At 62.8% G+C, this 19,339-nt stretch carries 15 protein-coding genes and 1 riboswitch; of the genes, 9 read left to right on the forward strand and 6 right to left on the reverse strand.

Annotated features, from left to right (window positions below; genetic code table 11):
- Positions 1-235 precede the first annotated feature (235 nt).
- On the reverse strand, positions 236-1,174 hold the full coding sequence (locus tag B6S01_RS10855) for a LysR family transcriptional regulator (protein WP_037467830.1): 939 nt from the start codon (positions 1,172-1,174) through the stop codon (positions 236-238).
- Between the two features lie 108 nt (positions 1,175-1,282).
- On the opposite strand from B6S01_RS10855, the gene B6S01_RS10860 reads away from it, so the two are divergent.
- Positions 1,283-2,266: an isopenicillin N synthase family dioxygenase gene (locus tag B6S01_RS10860; protein ID WP_037467698.1), complete on the forward strand. Its 984-nt coding sequence runs from the start codon at positions 1,283-1,285 to the stop codon at positions 2,264-2,266.
- Between the two features lie 123 nt (positions 2,267-2,389).
- Here B6S01_RS10860 and B6S01_RS10865 read toward each other — a convergent pair whose 3' ends face one another.
- Both B6S01_RS10865 and B6S01_RS10870 read right to left on the reverse strand, forming a co-directional pair.
- The gene (locus B6S01_RS10865) at positions 2,390-3,001 is read right to left on the reverse strand and encodes a hypothetical protein (RefSeq protein ID WP_037467829.1); all 612 of its coding nucleotides are present in this window, start codon (positions 2,999-3,001) and stop codon (positions 2,390-2,392) included.
- A gap of 32 nt (positions 3,002-3,033) precedes the next feature.
- A complete protein-coding gene (locus tag B6S01_RS10870; protein ID WP_037467828.1) occupies positions 3,034-4,029 on the reverse strand; it encodes a sterol desaturase family protein in 996 nt (331 codons plus the stop codon).
- Between the two features lie 572 nt (positions 4,030-4,601).
- On the opposite strand from B6S01_RS10870, the gene B6S01_RS10875 reads away from it, so the two are divergent.
- From B6S01_RS10875 to cobA, 5 genes are all read left to right on the forward strand, one after another.
- Complete coding sequence (locus B6S01_RS10875; RefSeq protein WP_037467696.1) at positions 4,602-5,846, forward strand: nitrate/nitrite transporter; 1,245 nt, start codon at positions 4,602-4,604, stop codon at positions 5,844-5,846.
- A gap of 307 nt (positions 5,847-6,153) precedes the next feature.
- Positions 6,154-8,661 (forward strand): nitrite reductase large subunit NirB, encoded by a 2,508-nt coding sequence (gene nirB, locus B6S01_RS10880; RefSeq protein WP_037467694.1) that lies wholly within the window; start codon positions 6,154-6,156, stop codon positions 8,659-8,661.
- Between the two features lie 5 nt (positions 8,662-8,666).
- Positions 8,667-9,002, forward strand: coding sequence for a nitrite reductase small subunit NirD (gene nirD, locus B6S01_RS10885; RefSeq protein ID WP_037467693.1), 336 nt, complete (start codon positions 8,667-8,669; stop codon positions 9,000-9,002).
- A 111-nt stretch (positions 9,003-9,113) separates the two neighbouring features.
- Entirely contained in the window at positions 9,114-11,726 is a 2,613-nt protein-coding gene (locus tag B6S01_RS10890; protein WP_037467692.1) for a nitrate reductase, read from the forward strand.
- A complete protein-coding gene (cobA, locus tag B6S01_RS10895) occupies positions 11,713-12,495 on the forward strand; it encodes a uroporphyrinogen-III C-methyltransferase (protein WP_037467689.1) in 783 nt (260 codons plus the stop codon). Before B6S01_RS10890 ends, cobA begins: the two co-directional genes overlap by 14 nt.
- Before the next feature lie 79 nt (positions 12,496-12,574).
- Here cobA and mobA read toward each other — a convergent pair whose 3' ends face one another.
- Entirely contained in the window at positions 12,575-13,108 is a 534-nt protein-coding gene (mobA, locus tag B6S01_RS10900) for a molybdenum cofactor guanylyltransferase (protein WP_037467688.1), read from the reverse strand.
- A gap of 66 nt (positions 13,109-13,174) precedes the next feature.
- Positions 13,175-13,414, forward strand: a riboswitch (cobalamin riboswitch).
- 171 nt (positions 13,415-13,585) lie between these two features.
- On the opposite strand from mobA, the gene B6S01_RS10905 reads away from it, so the two are divergent.
- Positions 13,586-15,424, forward strand: coding sequence for a TonB-dependent receptor plug domain-containing protein (locus B6S01_RS10905; protein ID WP_037467826.1), 1,839 nt, complete (start codon positions 13,586-13,588; stop codon positions 15,422-15,424).
- A gap of 36 nt (positions 15,425-15,460) precedes the next feature.
- Here B6S01_RS10905 and B6S01_RS10910 read toward each other — a convergent pair whose 3' ends face one another.
- Positions 15,461-16,300 carry an ABC transporter substrate-binding protein gene (locus B6S01_RS10910; protein WP_037467687.1) on the reverse strand — a complete coding sequence of 280 codons (840 nt, stop codon included), beginning with the start codon at positions 16,298-16,300 and terminating at the stop codon, positions 15,461-15,463.
- A 38-nt stretch (positions 16,301-16,338) separates the two neighbouring features.
- Between B6S01_RS10910 and B6S01_RS10915 the strand changes: the two genes are divergently transcribed.
- Positions 16,339-17,334 (forward strand): FecCD family ABC transporter permease, encoded by a 996-nt coding sequence (locus tag B6S01_RS10915; protein ID WP_037467686.1) that lies wholly within the window; start codon positions 16,339-16,341, stop codon positions 17,332-17,334.
- On the forward strand, positions 17,328-18,107 hold the full coding sequence (locus tag B6S01_RS10920; protein WP_037467685.1) for an ABC transporter ATP-binding protein: 780 nt from the start codon (positions 17,328-17,330) through the stop codon (positions 18,105-18,107). The genes B6S01_RS10915 and B6S01_RS10920 overlap by 7 nt, the downstream gene beginning before the upstream one ends.
- A 24-nt stretch (positions 18,108-18,131) precedes the next feature.
- On the opposite strand, the gene B6S01_RS10925 is transcribed toward B6S01_RS10920, so the two are convergent.
- Positions 18,132-19,331, reverse strand: a complete 1,200-nt coding sequence (locus tag B6S01_RS10925; protein ID WP_037467684.1) for a penicillin-binding protein activator — start codon at positions 19,329-19,331, stop codon at positions 18,132-18,134.
- Positions 19,332-19,339: the final 8 nt, after the last annotated feature.

Here is a 19,339-nt window from a genome sequence, read left to right on the forward strand (position 1 = left end):
CGGGCTGGCGGGGACGCGAGCAGGACCTGCGCCCTGGCAGTCATGCCCGCGAGCAGCAGACGACCGATCAATGCGGCAATGCGGGAGAGGCTATCGGCTATATGGCCGGGACTTAGGGGCGGCCTGCGCCCTTGATTTGTCCGCATGATTCACCTCCATTCGCTCGAATGGAAAGCTGTGCTGCGGCGCGTCATTATGGGAGGGGTAAAATCCCGATGTAAGGCATCGATGAAATCTATGTCCGGTTCTTGGCCCGCAAGCGGCGGATGACCTCGTCCCAGAAAAGCTGGGTCGCCGTGTCTCTCGCGGGTTCTGAACGGGAGAGAAGGAAAATGTCGTAAGACGGTTCCATATCTGCGTCCAGAATAGGCCAAAGCCGCTCCCTGGCGACATCCTGTTCGGCCGCAAGGACTGGCAAGAAGCCGATGCCGACCCCCTGCACGATGAGCCGCCTCGCCTCGTTAATGTCTTCGGCAAGACCGCTGACCTGGGTTCCAAGACGGTAGCGACGACGCAGATGCGTGATCGCTTCGATCTCGTCATCGCCGGTGAGGACGAAGCCTTCATCCTTCAGATCGTGCAGGCGGCTGAGACGGTAGCCAAAATAGGGGCTGTAGCGGGAGCAATAGAGTTGCTGCCGCTCCACCAGCAGCGGCTCGTACATCAGACTTCCCCGAACGTTGCTGTCATAGCCGACGCCGATCTCGACCTCGCCCTGTTCGAGCGCGTCGAGCACCTGACGCCATGGCGACACGCGAATTTCGATGTGGATGGCGGGATTGCGCCGATGGAAGCTTGCAATCGCCTCGTCAAACTCGGGCGACATCAGGCCGGAGATGATCTGGATGCGAACGAAGCCTTCAACTCGCTTGGTCGCCTGCGCGATCTGATGCGGCACCATCTGCGCTGATTCGAGCATGTCTTCGCAAAGCGCCATCAACGCCTTGCCCGCCGCCGTCATCTCGACGCCAGTGGCGGTGCGGTGGAGGAGGGTGGCGCCGACATGATCCTCGAGCCGCTTGAGCGCGGCGCTGATGCTGGGCTGCTGCCGATTGAGTTGCCGGGCGGCCGCGCCAATGCCCCCGGCCCGGACGATGTCCACGAAGGTGCGCATCAGGTTCCAGTCCACTCGGCTGGCGAACTTCCGATCTATCAACTGTCCCCTGTCCGTCATGGGCCGCCTTTCCATAGCTGCTCATCGCCGCCGACATAGATCAAATCAATGCAAATCATCGTTAGGTCGCAACTTACCCTTATGACCTATGTTCCATAACAGGGTGGCATGCGTTCGCTGCCCATCATCGACATATCCAATTTGGTAAGCGCCTCGCGCGATGACCGTATCGCCGTAGCGCATGCTCTCGATCGCGCCTGTGCGGAGTCGGGCTTCCTCTACATCAGCGGTAAGCAACTGGATTGGGCGTTGTTTCGCAGATTGCACAGCCGGGCGATAGCGTATTTTGCGCTGGAGCAGACAGCCAAGATGGAAAGCTATATCGGCCGGTCGCAGAACCATAGCGGTTACGTGCCGGTCGGAGAGGAGCAGTTCGGCGAAGGCGTAGTCGACCTCAAGGAAGCCTATGACGTCAATTACGATTATCTGCATGCCGAGGGTCGGCGGCCGCTGCTCGGCCCCAACCTCTGGCCGGAGATGGCGGGCTTCCGGGACGATGTCATGGCCTATTATGCCCATATCATGGACATCGGCCGTCAGTTGTTCGGGGCCTTTGCACTGGCGCTGGGCCTGGATGAAGATCATTTCGACGCACATCGTCTAAATCCGCCGAGCCAGTTGCGCCTCATCCACTATCCTCGTGACGACAGTGCGCAGGACCGACCGGGCATCGGCGCGCATACCGACTATGAGTGCTTCACCTTGCTCTTTGCGACGGTGCCTGGGTTACAGATTGTCAGCAGGCAAGGGGGTTGGATCGACGTGCCGTTGGTTGAAGGCGCGATGATCATGAACATTGGCGACATGATGGAAATCCTGTCCAATGGGCGATATCTGGCGACCAGGCACCGCGTGAAGAAGGTCCGGGAGGAACGCTATTCTTTCCCCATGTTCCACACCTGCGATTATGACTATGTCGTCGCCCCGTTGACGAACGACGAAGCTCCCCGTTACGCGCCGCTTAAAGGCGGCGAGCATCTTTTCAATCAGACCGCGCAGACATTCGCTTATCTGAAGCGCCGCATCGCGGCCGGAGATCTTGCCTTGACTGACGTGATGCCGCTTCATTCTTTCGGGCGGCGGGACGTCTAGAGCATTTTCGAAGCAGATGGCATCATCTGCTGGCTCGGAAAATGCGGAAAACAAAAGAAAAAAGAGCGTAAACCGGTTCAGCATGAACGGATTACGCTCTAGAAAGGCGCTCGGCCCGTCTGTTCACACGCCCAGCAGCTTTCTGCGGAACAGCGATTTCACCAGCCTGGCTTCCAGGATGCGCCCGACAACATAGAGGGTGGCGAACAGGGCCGCGAACACATAGGCCGCCTTTGGCGACGGCTTGTCTTCGTCCTCGGATTTTTTGTCTTTGTCCGCCTTCGGCTTTTCGGGTGCCGGTGCGCCCAGAAAGGCGTCGATGGGGTGCTGCGGCAGCGCAACGTCCTTCTTCTTCTTGTCCGGCTTCTTCTCCGACGATTGCGCCGAGGCCTTTTCCCACTGGCCGATCATCACCGTGGCTTGAGCGAAGGCCAGGAACAGCAAGGGGGCAAGAAAGCAGAAGAGCAGCGCACGGCTTTTCAGGCGATAGTGGAGCACTGAACCGGCTGCGTCCTTTCTAACCTGGAGCACGCCAGCATCGAACACCGACATCTTGTCCTGAGCTGCCTGCCCCTTCTTGCGGAACGTCAGTGTGTCGGCTGACCTTTCATGGCTGGTGCCGGCTTCCTGGAACAGTGGATCGAGCCGGCGAAAGGCATCGTCGCTGGACTGTCCTGGAACGAGCGCCAGGCTGCCCCTGATATTCCAGATCCAGTCGATGAAGCGCCGGTTCACCCCATTTCCCCCATTCCCGCGCCGCGCCATTGTCATTCCGCGGGCACTATCGTCGGCTCGTCGAAGCGATCCCTGCGCAGCTTTGCCTTCATCGTTTTCCAGGCTTCAGTGAAGGGGAAGGTCATGGTTTCACCGACCGACATCCTGCGGCCGCCCTCCATGCCCAACAGCTCCGCTTCGCCATCAACGCAGGTGCCGAACATGCGGTCGATGATGATCCAGGTGCTGGAATAGTTGCTGCGGCTGCCCTCATAGTCTTGAGAATGGTGCACGCTATGATGCTCGGTGGTGTTGAACAGGAAACGCCACCAGCGAGGGGAGTTGAAGCGGACGTTGATGTGCTGGTAGGTCCCGACGGCAAGCCCCAACGTGCCCGCAAGCAAGGCCGCCCGGGGCAGGAAGTCAAAGAAACCACCAATGCCGATCCCGATCAGGAAGAGTTCGACCGGATTGCCGACTGCTCCCTTGTTTATATTAAGCTGCGTGATGTAGTGGTGCGGCGCGTGCGTCAGCCAAAGCGGATACCAGTTATGCATTCCGCGATGCATCCAATATTGCCCGAAATCGAAGATGAACGAGATCAGGAACGCCTGTAGCAGCAGCGGCAGGCCCATGAACCACGCGATCTTTTCCCAATTGAAATTCTGCTGAACAGCCTCGATCGCCACGTCAGCGCCGATAAAATGTTCGACAATGCTGAGCAGCGTGTAGCCCAGCCCAACATAAAAGAGGTCGGTGATCAGCTCTTTCCAGGTCAGCCGCCAGCTCTCATGGCGCGGGTTGACCCATTCCAGGGCCAGCAGCAGCACCTTGAAGGCGATGCCGATGCCGATGGCTGTAGATGCCTTGGCTATAGAATTGGGCGCATAATACCAGAACGCGATGAGCGCGAGCAGCGCTGCGGGCTGGAACCAGGTGAAGAAGGCGCGTTTGAGCGGCCCGCCTTCAACGCGCGGGATATTTTCCCACCCCACCGTGACGGGGGACTGCGTGCCTATCAGTCGTTTACCTACGCGGACTCCGTCCATACCGCCCTCATTTTGCCAGCCCATATCTGCAGGTCGTTGAAGCGCGCCCAAGGAGAGCGACGGCATCCAAGTCCATCGGGCTTCAGGTCGGTTCAGCATCGCGAAACGGCGCCATCACGCCAGCCGCTATTGCGCTATAGATCTCATAGATGCGATCTATGTGGAGTGATTGCCACATGTGCGGCCTTCTCATAGTTTTCGCGCCCTGTCCGAAGGGACATTCGGCAGCGATTTTAGGAACGTCCTGAATATGAGGTCGAGCTTGTCGAAGTGGGAGACGATGCGTCGGAAGGCCCGGAGCTTTCCCAAGAGCCGCTCGATTTCCTTGCGGCATTTGTAGAGGTTTCGGTCAAAGGCAAGCGCCAAAAATTGTGCCTTGCAACATAAAGCGAATCATTAGATAAGGAAAAGGTCGCGCGACGATGCGCGTACATGGATGAGCACGCCCAAGGATGGGATCGCGCTCTCCTGAAACAGATTTTGCAGCAAAGCCGCTGGCCGGACCCCGTCAATAACGGGCCTCCGGAGAGCGGCTTTTTTTTGTCCATTTCACAAGATTGAGGGACGTCATCATGGCAACTGCTTATTGGGACCGCGAGAAAGGCGGCGAGGGGGAAGTCGGCCAGACCAGCTTCTGGAAAGCGGGTCATACGCCCACTCTGGTCGCCGCATTCCTGTATTTCGACCTCGCTTTCATGGTGTGGGTGTTGCTTGGCCCACTCGCTCCGTCCATTTCCCTGACCTTGGGGCTGACCCCTGCGGAAAAGGGGCTGATGGTCGCCGTCCCAACGCTGGCGGGCGCTCTGCTTCGCGTCGTCAACGGCCTGTTGGTCGATCGGATTGGATGTAAGCAGGCGGGCGCGATCAGCCAGGTTATTGTCATCGTCGGCTTGTTCACGGCCTGGCTTTTGGGCGTGAACAGCTTCGGCGGTACGCTGGCGCTGGGCGTCATTCTGGGTTTTGCGGGCGCGAGCTTCGCCATTGCCTTGCCGCTCGCGAGCCGCTGGTATCCGCCCGAACATCAGGGCAAGGCCATGGGCCTGGCAGGCATGGGCAATTCGGGCACAGTGTTCGCGTCGCTTTTCGCCCCCGTTCTGGCCAAGTTTTTCGGCTGGAACTCAGTGCTGGGCCTGGCCTGCATTCCGCTCACCATCGTCTTCATCGCTTATATGCTCATGGCGAAAAACGCCCCCAACGCGCCCGCCCCCAAGAAGCTGGTCGACTATTTCCGGCCGCTCAAGACCGCGGACGCCTGGTGGTTGATGGGCTTTTATTCAGTGACGTTCGGCGGTTTCGTCGGCCTTGCCGCGTCGCTGCCTATCTACTTCACCGACCAGTTCGGCCTGACCCCGATCGTCGCGGGCTACTGCACGGCTGGGTGCGTGTTCGCAGGGTCGCTGGTTCGTCCGATGGGCGGCGCGCTGGCGGACAAGATCGGCGGCGTCAAAGCCCTGATGATCGTCTATGTCGCCGCTGCGCTGGCCTTGGCTGCTGTGGCCTATGCCCCGACGCTGGTATCGGCGCTTGCCTTCTTCGTCGCCGCGATGCTGGCGCTGGGCGCAGGTAACGGTGCGGTGTTCCAGCTCGTGCCCCAGCGCTTCCAGGAAGAGATTGGCGTCATGACCGGCCTGGTCGGCATGGCGGGCGGCATTGGCGGCTTCTACCTCGCCTCGTCGCTGGGCATCGCAAAGCAGTTCACTGGCAGCTTCGCGCCCGGCTTCCTGATCTTCGCGGGCCTGTCGGTGGCTGCTTTCCTCGGCATCTCGCTGGTCCGTGCCCGATGGCGCGCGACCTGGAGCAGCGCCGCTCGTATCTGAAAAGGTTGACAGGAGGGGAGGCGGCGGCACTCGAAAGAGGCGCCGTCGCCTTTTATAGGGTTTTGCGCGCAAAAGGATGCGCACACGGCATTGGGAATGCAAAAAACTTCCTACGAATCGCTTGACCCCCTCCACCTTTCATTTATGCTGCACTGCGAAGGACAAGGTTGTCCTCCACCTACATAGCTGACCTGGTCCACGGACGGACGGTGGGAAGCGTGAATGATGGCAAAGCCGCCATCCAGACCTCTGGGTTCAAAGCCCAGGGGTCCGGATGGCGGCTTTTTTTATTGTCTGGAGTCAAGGGATGGATTTTCAGAACAACGCCGGACCGGAGACGGCCAACGAAGAGGAAATCTTCGTGCCCTCTGACGATGTTCGCGAGCATCTGGTGGTTGTGGGCAACGGCATGGCCGGTTGCCGCGCGATCGAGGAATTGCTGGCGCGGGATGCGGGACGCTATCGCGTCACCATTTTCGGCGCTGAGCCCTATGTGAACTATAACCGGATCATGCTTTCGCCGGTTTTGGCTGGCGAGAAGAGCTTTGACGACATCGTCATCAACAGCCGCGAATGGTATTCGGACAATAATATCGAGCTGATCGCGGGTGATCCGGTGACGGGCATCGACCGGGCTGCGAAGACGGTCACGAGCCAGTCTGGTCGCACCGTTGGCTATGACAAGCTGCTGATTGCCACGGGTTCCGACCCGTTCATCATTCCGGTGCCGGGCAAGGATCTGCCGGGCGTCATCAGCTTCCGCGACATGAAGGATGTCGACACCATGCTGGAGGCCGCCGGGAAGGGCGGCAATGCAGTTGTCATCGGCGGCGGGTTGCTGGGGCTGGAAGCGGCGCACGGCCTCACCCTGCGCGGCATGAAGGTCACCGTGATCCACCTGATGGACACGCTGATGGAGCGGCAGCTGGACGAAGCGGCGGGCTGGTTGCTCAAGACCGCGCTGGAAGGCCGGGGGCAGACCATCCTGACCGGCGCCAACACCGAAGAAATCTATGGTGACGGCAAGGTCGAGGGCGTCCGCTTGAAGGACGGCACCGAAATCCCCGCGAGCCTGGTGGTCATGGCGGTGGGCATCCGTCCCTCAACCGCGCTTGCCCGCGAAGCTGGTCTTGAAGTCAATCGCGGCATCAAGGTCGATGACCATATGGTGACGAGCGATCCCGATGTGCTGGCGGTCGGCGAGTGCGTCGAGCATGACGGCAATGTCTATGGTCTCGTGGCCCCGCTGTGGGACATGTGCCGCAGCCTGGCGGACGGCCTCACCGACCAGCATACGGGCTACAAGGGTTCGGTCACTTCGACCAAACTCAAGGTCGCCGGGCTGGATGTCTTCTCCGCCGGTGACTTTTCCGGTGGCGAGGGCTGCGAGGACATCGTCCTGCGGGACGCCTCGCGCGGTGTTTACAAGCGCGTCGTGGTCAAGGAAGACAAGGTCATCGGCGCGGTGCTGTATGGCGATACGGCGGACGGCGGCTGGTATTTCGACCTGCTCAAGCGCGGCGAGGATGTCGGCGAAATCCGCGACTTGCTGATCTTTGGCCAGGCTTTCGCCTCGGGAGGGGGCGCGCTGGACCCTAAGGCGGCCGTTGCGGCGCTCTCGGACGATGCCGAGATCTGCGGCTGCAACGGCGTCAGCAAGGGCCAGGTCGTCGCCTGCATCGAAAAGGGTGCATGCAGCCTGGACGCGGTGCGCGGTGCCTGCAAGGCGTCGGCCAGTTGCGGTAGTTGCACGGGTCTGGTTGAAAATCTGCTGGCGGTAGTGCTGGGCGATGACGTGCAGTCGGGGCCCAAGACGATGTGCAAGTGCACCAGCTTTGGTCATGACGATGTGCGTCGCGAAATCGTGGCGCAGAATATGCGCTCGATCCCGGAAGTGATGCAGAAGCTGCACTGGTCGACGCCGGATGGTTGTTCGTCCTGCCGTCCCGCGCTGAACTATTATCTGCTCTGCGCGCTGCCCGGCGAATATCAGGACGACCAGCAGAGCCGCTTCGTCAATGAACGCATGCACGCCAATATCCAGAAGGATGGCACCTACTCGGTGGTGCCGCGCATGTGGGGTGGCCTCACCAACCCGCGTGAGTTGCGCGCGATTGCCGATGTGGTCGAGAAATATGATGCGCCGATGGTGAAGGTGACCGGCGGCCAGCGTCTCGACATTTTCGGCATCAAGAAGGAAGACCTGCCCGCCGTCTGGGCCGACCTCAATGCCGCGGGCATGGTGTCGGGCCACGCCTATGGCAAGTCGCTGCGCACGGTGAAGACCTGCGTGGGTTCCGAATGGTGTCGCTTCGGTACGCAGGATTCGACCGGCCTTGGCGTCAAGATCGAGCGGATGACCTGGGGATCCTGGATGCCCCACAAGTTCAAGATCGCCGCATCGGGCTGCCCCCGCAACTGCGCGGAGGCGACGATCAAGGACTTCGGCGTGGTCTGCGTGGATAGCGGTTATGAACTGCATGTCGGCGGCAATGGCGGCATCCATGTCCGCGCCACCGATCTGCTGTGCAAGGTTGCGACCGAGCAGGAGGCGCTCGATTATTGCGCCGCCTTCATTCAGCTCTACCGCGAGGAAGCCCGCTATCTGGAGCGCACCGCGCCGTGGATCGAGCGTGTCGGCGTAGAATATATCAAGCAGCGGATCGTCGAGGACGAAGCTGGCCGCGAGGCTCTGCGCAGCCGCTTCCTCTATTCGCAGAGCTTCAGTCAGGACGACCCATGGGCGGAGCGCGCAGCGGGCCAACATGCCGAACTGCATCAGCATCTTGAACCCATCGCCATCGCTGCGGAGTGAACGATATGACGACATGGATCGACATCGGAACGCTGGCCGACATTCCCCAGCGCGGCGCCCGCACGGTGCAGATTGCCGGGGAGAAGGAAATCGCCGTCTTCCGCACCAGCGACGACACCGTCTTCGCGCTGGTCAACGAATGCCCGCACAAGAAGGGGCCGTTGAGCCAAGGCATCGTCCACGGCCACAGCGTCGCCTGCCCGCTGCATAACTGGAACATCGCCCTGAAAACGGGCGAGGCGCAGGGCAATGATGAGGGCTGCACGCCGACCATCGCTGTGAAAGAGGAGGGCGGTCGTATCCTGATCGCCCGCCCCACGGCGCTGAAAGCGGCTGCGTGAGCTTCCGGTCCCCAGCCACAACGGCGGGGACCCGGGTGGGGGCGCCATGCTGGCCATCCCTTGCGGCATGCGCCTCCACCCAATTCTCTCTTCTGGACAAGAGGTAAGAGCATGACACAGGCCATCCGCACCACCTGCGCCTATTGCGGTGTCGGTTGCGGCATTTCGGCCATGCCGACCGGACCCCGGTCGGTGACGATCAAGGGCGACGAGCTGCACCCCGCCAATGCTGGCCGCCTGTGTTCCAAGGGCACGCATCTTGGCGAGACCGTGGGGCTGGAGGGCCGCCTGCTGCATCCGATGATCGGCAACAAGCGCGCCAGCTGGGACAAGGCGCTGGACCTGGTGGCGAAGAAGTTCCGCGAGACTGTGGATCGCTACGGTCCCGACAGCGTGGCCTTCTATGTTTCCGGCCAGTTGATGACCGAAGACTATTATGTCGCCAACAAGCTGATGAAGGGGTTCATCGGCACGTCGAACATCGACACCAATTCGCGTCTTTGCATGTCGAGCGCGGTTGCCGGGCACAACCGCGCCTTTGGCGAGGATGTCGTGCCCGCAACCTATGACGATCTGGAAGAAGCAGATCTCATCGTGCTGGTCGGCTCCAACACCGCCTGGTGCCACCCCATTGTATATCAGCGCATCCAGGCGGCCCGCGCGGCGCGCGGCGCCAAGCTGGTCGTCATCGACCCGCGCCGCACCGAAACCTGCGAAGGCGCGGACCTGCATTTGGCCGTAAAGCCCGGCACCGACGTAGCGTTGATGAACGGGTTGCTCGCGTGGTGCGACGCCGAGGGAATCACTGACGCTGCCTTCGTCGCGGATCATGTGAACGCCCCCGAAGGTTTCTGGGAGCATATCCGCACAGGCCATGACCTTTGGACCACGGCCAAGACCTGCGACATTGCACCCGCGCTGCTGGAGCAATTCTATAAGCTGTTCGCGGCGACCCCGCGCACAGTCACGCTGTTCAGTCAGGGCATCAATCAGTCGATCCGCGGCACCGATCAGGTGAACGCAATCATCAACGTCCACCTCGCCACCGGCCGCATCGGCAAGCCGGGCGCCGCGCCTTTCTCGATCACCGGCCAGCCCAACGCCATGGGCGGCCGCGAAGTTGGCGGGCTTGCCTCGACCCTCGCCAGCCACATGGACTTCGCACCCGAAAATGTGGATCGAGTGGGCCGCTTCTGGGCTGCGCCGCGCATGGCTACGAAGCCGGGCCTGAAAGCCGTCGACCTCTTCCGCGCGATCAATGAAGGCCGGGTCAAGGCGCTCTGGGTGATGGCAACCAATCCCGCCGTCTCTCTGCCCGACGCCAATAGCGTGCGCGAGGCGCTGGAGAGCGTGCCCTTCCTCGCGGTGTCAGACATCATGGGGGACACCGACACCAGCGTCCATGCCGATGTGCGCCTGCCCGCCGCTGGCTGGGGCGAGAAGGACGGCACCGTCACCAATTCGGACCGCACCATCAGCCGCCAGCGTCCCTTCCTGGACCTGCCCGGCGAGGCCAAGCCCGACTGGTGGATCGTCACCGAAGTGGCCCGCCGGATGGGTTGGCGAAACGCCTTCGCCTATGATCGGCCCGCCGACATCTGGCGCGAGCATGCGCGCCTGACCGCCTATCAGAACGACGGCCAGCGCGTGCTCAACCTGCGCGGCCATGCGACGATCGGCAACGATGCCTACGAAAGGATGGAGCCGTTTCGCTGGGGTGAGGAAAGGCCATTTTCGGATGGGCATTTCTCGACGCCCGACGGCAAGGCACGTTTCGTCCTGACGAAGCAGATGGATATTCAGGAGCCGCTGAAACAGTGGCCGATGACGCTCAACACAGGGCGCTATCGCGACCAGTGGCACACGATGAGCCGCACCGGCCTCTCGCCCAAGCTTGCGCGTCACCGCGAGGAGCCGCTGGTGGAAATCCACCCGCGCGACGCCGAGGAACTGGGCATCGTCGATCGCGATCTGGCGCGCGTCCAGACCGCGCAGGGCAACAGCATCTTTCGCGTCGCGATCAGCACTGGCCAGCGCCCAGGCGAGATCTTCACGCCGATCCACTGGACCGACCAGATGTCGAGCGGCGGCCGCACCGGCCTGCTGCCGCGCCCACTTGTCGACCCTCATTCGGGCCAGCCGGGTTTCAAATCGACCCCGGCCAGCGTCGAGAAGGTCGCGGCCGAATGGAAGGGTTTTCTGATCCTGCGCGGATCGGAGCCGGTGAAGCTGCCCTGCCTGTGGGCGACGAGGATCAGCGTGCCGGGCGGTGCGCTTTACGAGGTGGCGGGCAATGGCGATCCGGCGCGGCTGGAGGCTTTCCTGCCCAAGGGCGACCGGGTCGAGGCGATGGACGCATCCCGTGGCACCCGCCGGATCGCGACCATCAGCGAGGGCAAGCTGTGCGGCGTGCTGTTCGTGACGCGCACCGGCCTGCTGCCCTCGCGCGACTGGCTGATCCGGCAACTGGAGGCCGAGGGCGTGGGCGGTTCGGTGCTCGCGGCGCGCGGCCCGGGGAACCAACCGGACAAGGGCGCGACGATCTGCGTCTGTTTCGATATCGGCCTTAACCAGATCATGACCGCCATCCGCGAGCAGAGCCTGGTCGATGTGCCCGCCATCGGCAAGGCGATCGGCGCAGGGACCAATTGCGGGTCCTGTCGCCCCGCACTCGCCAACATCCTTGCCCAAATCCCGCAGGAGACTCTCCATGCAGCCGAATGAACTGATCGCCCCCGGTGAAGTCTGGCTCGTCGGCGCAGGCCCCGGCGATCCCGATCTGCTCACCCGCAAGGCCGAAAAGCTGATCGCGGCCGCCGACATCATTTTCTACGATGCGCTCGTCGGTGCCGGCGTGCTCGACCTTATCCCTGCTGGCGTCGAGCGTGTCAGCGTCGGCAAGCGTTCTGGCCGCCACAGCAAGGCGCAGGAAAGCATCAACGATCTGCTGCTCGCCGCGGCGAAGGCTGGGAAGCGTGTCGTGCGCCTGAAAGGCGGCGATCCATCGATCTTTGGCCGCTCGGCCGAGGAGATGGAGCATTTGGCCGCGGACGGCGTTCGTTTTCGCATCTGTCCGGGGATCACGACCGCCAGCGCCGCCGCTGCGAGCGGCAGCGCCTCGCTCACCCTGCGGGGCGTCGCGCGCGGGCTGACGCTGGTGACGGCGCATCTGAAGGTAGGCGAGCCGCTCAAACTCGACTGGGAGGCGCTGGCGCGTCCCGGCGGCACTCTGGGCATCTATATGGGCCGCGCCGCCGCCGGAGAGATCAGCCGGCAATTGATCGCTGCTGGCCGCGACCCGGAAACGCCGGTGATGGTTGCGGTCAACGTCTCGCTGCCCACCGAACGCCTCATCCGGGGCAGGCTTTCCGCGCTTGCCTTTCTGGTGGCCACCATCAGCGATGAGGACCCGACGCTGCTTCTGATCGGTGAAGCCGTGGCGGGCACGGCCATGCCTGTGGAGACTGCCGTGAGCGTCGCCCTTCAGGTCTGAAGTTGCCCTCCACGATTTTGCCCTGAGCCTGTCGATGCGCCTGCCTTAGTTGGAAGGAAGGTGTGGGGTATCGACAGGCTCAGACATTGCGCAGCCTGTCCAGATCGTCCGGCCAGTTGATATTGGGCAGCACGATGTCCGGCCGATCGACAATGCGCGCACCGATGCGGTTCAGCCAGCCATATATGGACCGGTTGTTGTCCTCCGCCAGATGCGCGTCCATTTCGACTGCGAGGGATGCAGGCCAGAAGCCTGCCAGCTGTTGACCCTTGAGCACAGCCGCGCGGTCGCCGACCAGCGCGTCAGCCAGCGCGGACGGATAGACCGGCATGTCACACCCGGTTGTCAGCACCGCGTTAAATCCCTGCTCAGCCGCATGATGCAGCGCCGCGTTCAGCCCGCCCAATGGACCCATGTCTGGTGCTGGCCGGTCGGTAAGGCATGTCATGCCTTGGACCTCCCGCCCGCAGACCACGACAGCTTCCACATGCGGCGTTATCGCCGTCACGGCATGGTCCAGCAGCGTGCGCCCGTCCGGCAACAGGGCCGTCGCCTTATCGCTCCCGAAACGGCTCGATCGCCCTCCCGCCAGCACTGCGCCCAGCAATCGCATCCAACCACTCCTTGGCAGAACCCTGTCTTTCCACTATGGCGCGCCGCGTGAGCGGGCAACCGTTGACATGAAGAAGATCGCGCCGGTGCCCATTTGGGCTTGAAAGGGAATGCGGTGCGGATGGCTTGCCCATCCAACTCCGCGGCTGTCCCTGCAACTGTAAGCGGCGAGCGCGATGCACGGGGGACCTGCGCTTTCGAAAGGGGAAGGCGAAGGGACCAGCCACTGGGCGGCCAGCCCGGGAAGGCTTGTGCATCGCTGCCTTGACCCGCGAGCCAGGAGACCTGCCGGCGCATGGTCGCTCTTGCCTTGGGTCCAGGGATCGGCCCAGGCACGGTGTTTTCCGTCTGAGCGACGCAGCGGCGGGGGCCGCATCGGTGCGCGGGGCGGGACGCTGGCGTCTGTCCTTCCCGCATGCCGACCGTTTGCGCGGATGCTCCTGCCTGAAGTCGCGTGACGCTCAGGGAAGACAATATAATGTTGAAAATCGGAATATCGCTTGTGGCGCTGCTGGCTGCGACGCCCGCACTCGCGGAACAGTCGGACAGCATCGTGGTCACCGCGCTTGGCATTGAGCAGCCGCGCGATGAAGTTGGTCAGGCCGTCTCCGTCATTGATGCGCAGACCATCGAGACGCGTCAAAATGTCAGCGTGGCCGACCTGATCGCCACCACGCCGGGCGTGCGCTTCAATCGCGCCGATGCTGTTGGCGGTGTGACCGGCATTTCAATCCGGGGCGCTGAAACGACGCAGACGCTGGTGTTGTTGGATGGCGTCAAGATCAACGATCCCAGCGGCATTGGCGACGCTTATGATTTCGGCAATTTGCTGACGGGCAATATCCGGCGGATCGAGATACTGCGCGGTTCCAACTCGGTCGTCTATGGCAGCCAGGCGATCGGCGGCGTCATCAACATCATGACCGGAGAACCGGGCGATGGCTTTGGCGGGTCCGCATCGGTGGATTACGGCTATGCCGATACGGTGAATGCAAAGGCGGACGTTTCGGGCAGCAGCGGCATTGTGGCGGGCAGCGCGGGGGCCGCATGGTTCCGCACCGATGGCATTTCGGCTGCGCAGGGCGGCACGGAAAAGGACGGCTACGAGAATATTGCCGCCCACGCCAAACTGAAGTTGAGCTTGGCCGATAATCTGAGCCTCGACCTGCGTGGCTATTATATTCATGCCGACCTCGACACCGACATCTTCTTTGCCGAGCCGATGGAGTCCACGGACAGCAGCAAGCTGAACCAGTATATCGGCTATGCTGGCATCAACCTTACCCTGTTCGAGGGCAAGCTGACGCAGAGGGCGGCAGTCACCTGGTTCCGCAACGACCGTGACTATTTCTCGTCCTTCGGCGACTATGGCTATTCGGGCACCAATCTGCGTTTCGAATATGAAGGCGTCTACCAACCCGTCGATCAGGCGAAGCTGGTGTTCGGCTATGAGCATGAGAGCCCGGATTACGATTTTTACGGCTTTGGATCGGGCGGCGCGAAGGCGAACATCGACAGCGTCTTTGCTCTTGCCGTCGTGAAGCCCTTTACCGGTCTCTCGCTGACCGGCGGCGTGCGTCATGATGACCATAGCCAGTTTGGTGGTGCGACCACCTTCGGCGCGAACGCCAACTACACCCCCAATGGCGGCGCGACCAATATCCGCTCCAGCTACGGCGAAGGTTTCAAGGCACCCTCGCTCTACCAGCTTTACGATGGCTTCAACGGCAACCCCGCTTTGCAGCCCGAAAGGTCGAAGAGCTATGATATCGGCTTTGACCAGAGCCTGGACGGCGGGCGCGCGCTGTTTTCCATCACTGCGTTCCGCCGTGATACGCGTGACCAAATCTATTTCGACGGCGTCATTCCGCCATTCGGGCAATATATCAATCTCACCCGCACCCGCGCCAAGGGTGTTGAGGCGGCCGTGACGCTGAAGCCGGTCGATGCGCTTACCGTCACCGCGGCATATAGTTATATCGACGCGGTGGATCGCTCAGAAGGCGGCATCAACGAAGGAAAGCTGCTGCCCCGCCGCGCCAAGGACGCCGTCAGTGTTTCGGCCGATTACATATGGTCCTTTGGCCTGTCAGCCGGAGCGACCCTTACGATGGTAGGCGACAGCTTCAACGACGCCGCCAATACGCAGTCGCTTGATGGCTATGCGCTGATGGGCGTCCGCGCATCCCTGCCCATCACCGGCAGTCTCGAAATCTATGGCCGCATCGACAATCTGTTCGATGAGGAATACGCGACCGTTTATGGCTATAACACTTATGGGCGTTCGGCCTATGGCGGCGTTCGTGTCCGTTTCTAAGGGCTGGCGAGAGGGGCGGGCGTGAGCCTTTGCCCCTCAGCGTCTGGGCGCAGCGTTGACCTGCGCCCCAGCCTTGGCTGCATTCAGCTGCACCACGATGCCGCGCACCGCCTTCACATAGGCAGGCCCGCCGCACACCGTCCATGCTTGCGGCAGGCGGATGCGTGGGATCGACCGCAGGACGGGATGATGCAGCATCTCCGTCCCCTGATCGACGACCTTCTCGCTTCCGCTTTCGACGATAAGCCAGTCGGGCCTGGCGGCGATCATCTGCTCAAGCGGTACTTGCGCCAGCGCTGGCTTGCCCAGCCTGGCGGCGAGGTTGGTCAGCCCCGCGCGGCGGATCAACTCATCGACCAGCGTGCCCGTGCCGGTCATATAGCCGCGCCGCTGATAATAGGCCGCCACGCCGCCGCGCGCGGCGCGGGGCAGAGCGGCGAGGTCGCGCTCCATGGCGCGGATAAGCGCAACGCCGCGCTCGGGATGGCCCACGGCGGTCGCCACTTCGCGGATTTGCGCTCGGATCGTTGCAAAACTGTCCGCGCTCGCCAGGCCCAGCCTGCGCCATTGCCCCGGCGGCGCACCCACGACGCCGCCAGCGCCATCGGGAAAGCCGATCAACAGGTCGGGCCGCATCGCCAGCACTTCCTCAGCGGGACGCCGAAGGACGCGAAACTTGCGCGCCTGCGCCACTGCGGCCGACAGTTCCGGATCATGTCCATAGGGACTGAGCGCCGCGATCTGTTCTGGATCGGCGAGCGCCAGCACATATTGATCGGCGCAGGTGTTGAGCGACACGATTCGCCGGGGGGCGGGCGACGCAGCGCCCGTCAGGCCAAGCGCACAGAGCGCCGCGATCACCATTTTTCCGCGCATGAAACGGGCCTTACCAAGCAACAGCCGGGACGCAAGCCATGAGCCTGCGCCGTCACCCGATACTGATCCCCATTCTGGCCGCGCTTACCATTGTCGCCGCGCTGGGATCGATCACGCTCGGTGCGGTGCCGCTCACAGCTACGCGCATTTTCGCGGTCCTCATGGGCGGCGGTGACGAGGTCGCTCGCGCGATACTTGTCGATCTGCGCCTGCCGCGCATGCTGCTGGGGATCATCGTCGGCGCGATGCTGGGGCTGGCGGGCGCTGCGCTTCAGGGTTATCTGCGCAACCCGCTGGCCGAACCCTCGGTCCTTGGCGCATCCAATGCCGCCGCCTTGGGCGCGGTTTGCGCCATATATTTCGGTCTGGCGCAGATGCATCCGGCCATATTGCCCATCCTGGCAATCGCCACCAGCCTGATGGCGATCACCGCGCTGTTCCTGCTCGCAGGGCCATCGGAAAGCCCGCTAACCCTGATCCTTGCCGGTATCGCCGTTGCCACGCTGGCCGGGGCGGGGATCAGCTTGTCGCTCAACCTTTCGCCCAATCCTTTCGCCGCGATGGAGATCATGAGCTGGCTGATGGGCAGCCTTGAAAACCGCAGCTATGCGCATGTCTGGATCGCATTACCCTGTGTCCTCATCGGCGGTGCACTGCTATTTATCGACGGCCGCACGCTCGACGCGCTGACGTTGGGCGAGGAGGGCGCGCAGGCGCTGGGCGCCGATCTTGGCAAGGCGCGGCTGCGGATCATGCTGGGCGTCGCCATCGGCGTGGGCGGGGCGGTTGCGGTTTCCGGCGCGATCGGTTTCGTCGGCCTGATCGTGCCACATCTGGTTCGTCCGCTGACCGACCGTTCGCCTTCGGCGATCCTGTTCCCTTCGCTGCTCGGTGGTGCGGCGCTGCTCACCTTCGCCGACATTGGCGTGCGCCTGATCCCCACCAGCAGCGAGTTGAAACTCGGCGTCCTCACCGCCTTGCTCGGCGTGCCGGTCTTTCTGATTCATTTGATGCGGGAGCGGCGGCTATGGTGACCGTCCGGGCCGAAAGCCTGTCCGTCCGCCTTGGGCGTCATGCTGCCGTAACCTCCGTGACCATGACGCTGGAGCCGGGCCAGCTGGTCGGCATCGTCGGTCCCAATGGCGCAGGCAAATCGACGCTGATCCGCGCCCTTCTGCGCCTTGTCCGCGCGAAAAGCGGCGAAGTGTGGATTGACGGCAGTCCGATCGCCAGCCTCAGCCGCAAGGATGTGGCGCGTCGGATCGCCTATCTGCCGCAGGGCCAGACGCTGCATTGGCCGTTATTGGTGGAACGGCTGGTTGCGCTTGGCCGGATGCCGCATCTGGGGCCGCTGTCCCGCCTGTCCGATCAGGATGAGGCAATTGTCGATGCCGCACTCACCCGCGCCGATGTTCTGCATTTGAAGGGCCGGATCGCCACTGAATTATCGGGCGGCGAGCGCGCCCGCGTGCTGCTGGCCCGCGCGCTGGCGGTGGGCGCGCCCGGGCTGATCGCCGACGAACCGCTCGCCGCGCTTGATCCGGGGCATCAGCTCGACGTGATGGACTTGCTCAAGGCCGAAGCCAGCGCCGGATCGTTGGTGGTGACTGTCCTGCACGACCTGGGCATGGCGGCGCGCTATTGCGACCGGTTGCTGCTGATGGACAAGGGCAGGCTGGTCGCCGATGGCAAGCCGATGGCGGTGCTGACCGAACAAAGCCTTGCTGAGGTCTACGGCATATCGGCTTGCATCGAGCCTGATGGCGAATGGCCGCTGATCCTGCCGACGGGGCGAATCACGCCCTAAACACCGACCTCCGTTCGACCTGAGCTATTCCGTAAAGGCCTTGGGAGCGGCTGCCACCACTGTATAGGTGCCCGTGCTGACTTCCGACACTTCCAGCGCGCGTTCCGCCACGCCATTCCGGCCGAAGCGGAATGCGCCGTCAATGCCGGAAAAGCCGCCCGAATCGCGGAGCCTGGCGGCCGGAAAAGTCGTTCCGGGCCTCCAATCGCGCGCGATCCGCACGGTCAACAGCACGGCGTCATAGCCCAGCGCCGACAGGCGGAACGGTGCGCTGCCATAACGGGCGCGATATTTGTTCGCCAGCTGGCCATAGAGTCCGTCGGAAACAGTGGCGAACCACGCGCCGCGCAGTGCCGGGACGGATGCCAGCCCCCTGTCCGTATTCCACAATTCCGTCCCCAGCAGGCGTGCGGTCGCCCCGCCATTTTTCCGCACGATCGGGGCCAGTTGCATGGCGACCCGGCCGCTGTCGGCAATCAGCAGCGCGTCATAGCTGGACGACGCCTGCAATTTCTTGACCGCCGCCGTCATCGACGCAGGCGTCCGGTCGAATGTCTGCATCGACACGACCGTCCCCCCTTCGGCCTCTACCGCTCGGAGCAGGGACGTGCCCGATCGCTCGCCATAGGTGCCCTTGGGTATCAATGCCGCGAATTTCGAAAGTCCCTTGGCTTTCGCGAATTCGACCACCCGATCGATCGACTGGTTGGGATTATAGCCCATGATGTAGACGCCGTTTCCGGCAACGCTGACATCGTTGGAAAAGCTGATGACCGGCACGTTGGCGCGCGACGCGATCGGGCCTATAATCCGCGCATCTTCGGCCAACAAGGGGCCAAGGATCAGCCGGTTGCCTTCGGCCAGCGCCTTGTTGACAGCCGCTGCCGCGCCCATGCCGGTGTCATAGGTGGTGATCCGTACCCGATCCGCCTTGGTATCCAGCAGCGCCAGCGTGGTCGCATTGGCGATCGACTGACCCACGCCAGCGTTGGGGCCGCTCAATGGCACCAGCAGCGCCACGCGATGGCGCATAGTGTCGGTGGGCAGTCCTTGGGTCACATCGGGACCGCTGGGCGCTGGTTCCGCCGGGGCAGGGCCCGCGCCCCGAGGAACGACCGACTGACAGGCAGCGACCAGCAATGCGCTGGCCGCGAATATCATGCGTGCGCCGCGCTTCATGGCCGCGAACATGTTCGCTTGCCGGGAGGCATCCGTCTCTGTCATCTGGCGTC

It is taken from the genome of Sphingobium herbicidovorans (genome assembly GCF_002080435.1).
Classification (GTDB): Bacteria; Pseudomonadota; Alphaproteobacteria; order Sphingomonadales; family Sphingomonadaceae; genus Sphingobium; species Sphingobium herbicidovorans.

Bases quoted from the DNA above. Each gene is read 5' to 3' on its own strand.
- B6S01_RS10875 (WP_037467696.1), top strand. From the start codon at position 4,602: ATGGCAACTGCTTATTGGGACCGCGAGAAAGGCGGCGAGGGGGAAGTC.
- B6S01_RS10925 (WP_037467684.1), bottom strand. From the start codon at position 19,331: ATGACAGAGACGGATGCCTCCCGGCAAGCGAACATGTTCGCGGCCATG.
- B6S01_RS10860 (WP_037467698.1), top strand. From the start codon at position 1,283: ATGCGTTCGCTGCCCATCATCGACATATCCAATTTGGTAAGCGCCTCG.
- B6S01_RS10915 (WP_037467686.1), top strand. From the start codon at position 16,339: ATGAGCCTGCGCCGTCACCCGATACTGATCCCCATTCTGGCCGCGCTT.
- B6S01_RS10870 (WP_037467828.1), bottom strand. From the start codon at position 4,029: ATGGACGGAGTCCGCGTAGGTAAACGACTGATAGGCACGCAGTCCCCC.
- B6S01_RS10910 (WP_037467687.1), bottom strand. From the start codon at position 16,300: ATGCGCGGAAAAATGGTGATCGCGGCGCTCTGTGCGCTTGGCCTGACG.
- mobA (WP_037467688.1), bottom strand. From the start codon at position 13,108: ATGCGATTGCTGGGCGCAGTGCTGGCGGGAGGGCGATCGAGCCGTTTC.
- nirD (WP_037467693.1), top strand. From the start codon at position 8,667: ATGACGACATGGATCGACATCGGAACGCTGGCCGACATTCCCCAGCGC.
- B6S01_RS10890 (WP_037467692.1), top strand. From the start codon at position 9,114: ATGACACAGGCCATCCGCACCACCTGCGCCTATTGCGGTGTCGGTTGC.
- B6S01_RS10920 (WP_037467685.1), top strand. From the start codon at position 17,328: ATGGTGACCGTCCGGGCCGAAAGCCTGTCCGTCCGCCTTGGGCGTCAT.
- nirB (WP_037467694.1), top strand. From the start codon at position 6,154: ATGGATTTTCAGAACAACGCCGGACCGGAGACGGCCAACGAAGAGGAA.
- cobA (WP_037467689.1), top strand. From the start codon at position 11,713: ATGCAGCCGAATGAACTGATCGCCCCCGGTGAAGTCTGGCTCGTCGGC.
- B6S01_RS10855 (WP_037467830.1), bottom strand. From the start codon at position 1,174: ATGACGGACAGGGGACAGTTGATAGATCGGAAGTTCGCCAGCCGAGTG.
- B6S01_RS10905 (WP_037467826.1), top strand. From the start codon at position 13,586: ATGTTGAAAATCGGAATATCGCTTGTGGCGCTGCTGGCTGCGACGCCC.